The following is a 2,619-nucleotide window of genomic DNA, read 5'->3' as shown; positions in this document are numbered from 1 at the left end:
CTCCGAATAATTGGAACTAAATAAGAAACTGAAAAGATGTCGCCGCTTCAAGCCGCACGCTGCGCCAAGCGCTACAATTATTATACAAACCCGTTATGCCTTATTAAAACAGAACCTGAAATAACAATGAATCAAACTCATTTTTTAAAAAGCATTTTTAAACCTGAAAGTTTTAATTCGGAGGAATTGGAATTGATAATGATGCAATTTGAAGAAGTGGAATTTATAAAAAACGAATTTCTTATTGAAAAAGGAAAAGTTGCGAATTATTATTACTTTTTAGAAACAGGGTTTTTACGTTCTTTCGCAATTGACACAGAAGGAAATGACATAACAACAAAATTCTTTTCGGCAAATGACATCGTAATAGATTGGCATTCCTATTTTTTAAAAAAGCCTAGTAAAGAGTCTATTCAAGCATTGACGAAAGGAAAATGTTGGAAAATTAGTTTTAGCAACTTTATGAAACTATTTAAAATCGAAGCTTTTAGGGAAGTTGGCAGAACAAGACTGATTAACAATTATTTTGAACTAAAGAATCATTCCATATCTGTAATTGCCGACCAAGCTAAAAACAGATACTTAAATTTATTAAACGAAAAGCCTTCAATAATTCAAAATGTTCCTTTTAAACACATTGCTACCTATTTAGGCATTACAGACACTTCTTTAAGTAGAATTAGAAAAGAAATCACTTTATAATATCATTATGTTTTCCAATCAAGTACCTCTTATTTTCTCTATCCTTTTTTTATTGGCATTCTCAATACCAGTTATTATGGTTGCTCATTTAGCAAAAAAAGGAAAAATTAAGAACGGATTTTGGATAGTCCTAGGTTTTTATATTCCATATCTAATCATTGTAGCATTTGCAAGTCTAAACGGATTTTTTGATGATGTTATGTTACCACCAAAAATTGTTTTGACAACTACGCTTCCTTTGGCAATATTTGTAACCTTAATTTATAATACTAAAATCTGTAAAAAGGCAAATATTTCTTTTAGGTTAGAGGATTTAGTAAAGATTCACATATTCCGACTTATTGGAAGCACTTTTATTATTCTTTTACTCTATGATTTATTACCGCCAGTATTTGCCCTTTTCGCTGGTATTGGAGATTTACTAACTGCTATATCAAGTGTTTTTGTAGCAAAAGCTATTCAAAATAAAAAAAAATATGCAAGACGTTTAACTTACATCTGGAACACTTTTGGACTCGTAGATATTTTAATTACATCTGCTATGGCAATTATATTTACGAAAATAAGCATTGATAACGGTATTCAAGGTGTAGAATTTTTAGCAGAATTTCCATTTTGTTTTATTCCTGCATTTGCACCACCAACTATTATATTTCTTCATTTATTAGTATATCGCAAGTTATCTTCCGAAAAATTAGTCTGATTTTCATTTCTTGTCATAGGCAAAGATTTTTCTGTTCTCACTCATCTACTTTTGTTGTATTGTTTAACACTTAAAAATCAAAAAAATGAAAAAAGAACAAACATTTATGATGGTATTCAGATTTAGTCCCAATCCCGAATACCAACCAACACCAAAAGAAATGGAACAAATGAAAGAAGATTGGGGAAGTTTTATAGGAAACATTGCAATTAAAGAAAAATTGGAAAGTACACATCAATTGGGCTTTGATGGAAAACAAATTTCGGCTGATTCAAAAATATCGGATGGAATTCTGATTTCGGAAAACCAAACGATTAGTGGAAATATGATTGTTAAAGCAAATTCTTTAGATGAAGCTGTTACTATGGCAAAAGACAGCCCAATTTTAAAAATGGGAGGCTCGGTTGAAGTTCGTAATATCATCCCAATGGAAAATTAATAAATATTCAAAAAAAATGAAAAAAATGATACTAATAATAATCACAGTCGCATTAGTCCTTTTTCTAGGAATAGGATTCTACAATGCAAGTAAATTACAACAAATTCATATCCAAAAAGTGGTTAACATTAATGCGGATGCTGAAACTACATTTGATAATGTTCTATATCTAAAGAACTTTCCTAAATGGTCACCATTTTATGAAGCTGACCCAACACAAAAAACAGAAGTTAAAGGGAATGACGGACAAGTAGGCGCTCAATTTCATTGGGAAGGAAATAAAGGTAAAGACTTAGGTTATCAAGAAATAAAGGAAATTAGACCTTTAGAATATATAAAAATGGAATGTGATATTCAAAAACCTTTTAAAGCAAATCCAACTTTTGAGTATTCTTTCTCACAGACTGGTAACATAGTAAAAGTTACTCAAGATTTTAATCTCGAATCTGGACTCGTAGATTCCTTCTTTATGTGGCTTTTTGGAGCAAAGAAAGAAATGGAGAAAATGAATGCGAGAGGATTGGAACTTTTGAAAATTACGTGCGAAAAATAACAAGGCATAACAATGTATAAAAACAATAGCGGTTTCGGTAATTAATCGAAATCGCTTTTTTATATTTATGGTCAAGGGCTAATCCGAATAGTTCGAGTTTCAAAATCCGCTACTATTCTTATACTAACCGTTACCGTAAATGGTCAGAAAAATTTAGAAATGAACAGATTTTTGACTCTTATGTAAAACAAGGTTTACCAATAATGCAGAACTAAATAACAA

4 protein-coding genes are annotated in these 2,619 nt (G+C 30.6%); all 4 read left to right on the top strand.

Annotation, left to right across the window (positions count from 1 at the left end; genetic code table 11):
• The first annotated feature begins 36 nt into the window (after positions 1-36).
• A complete protein-coding gene (locus BLQ00_RS17305; protein ID WP_244881805.1) occupies positions 37-702 on the top strand; it encodes a Crp/Fnr family transcriptional regulator in 666 nt (221 codons plus the stop codon).
• A 7-nt stretch (positions 703-709) separates the two neighbouring features.
• Entirely contained in the window at positions 710-1,405 is a 696-nt protein-coding gene (locus tag BLQ00_RS17300) for a hypothetical protein (RefSeq protein ID WP_139149464.1), read from the top strand.
• Positions 1,406-1,490: 85 nt separating this feature from the next.
• Positions 1,491-1,844 carry a YciI family protein gene (locus BLQ00_RS17295; protein ID WP_093145571.1) on the top strand — a complete coding sequence of 118 codons (354 nt, stop codon included), beginning with the start codon at positions 1,491-1,493 and terminating at the stop codon, positions 1,842-1,844.
• Between the two features lie 25 nt (positions 1,845-1,869).
• Positions 1,870-2,397, top strand: coding sequence for an SRPBCC family protein (locus BLQ00_RS17290; protein ID WP_093145573.1), 528 nt, complete (start codon positions 1,870-1,872; stop codon positions 2,395-2,397).
• Positions 2,398-2,619: the final 222 nt, after the last annotated feature.

It is taken from the genome of Ulvibacter litoralis, assembly GCF_900102055.1.
Lineage (GTDB): Bacteria > Bacteroidota > Bacteroidia > Flavobacteriales > Flavobacteriaceae > Ulvibacter > Ulvibacter litoralis.
Note: the sequence above shows the minus strand (reverse complement) of the source record. Positions and strands in the feature narration are given on the sequence as shown.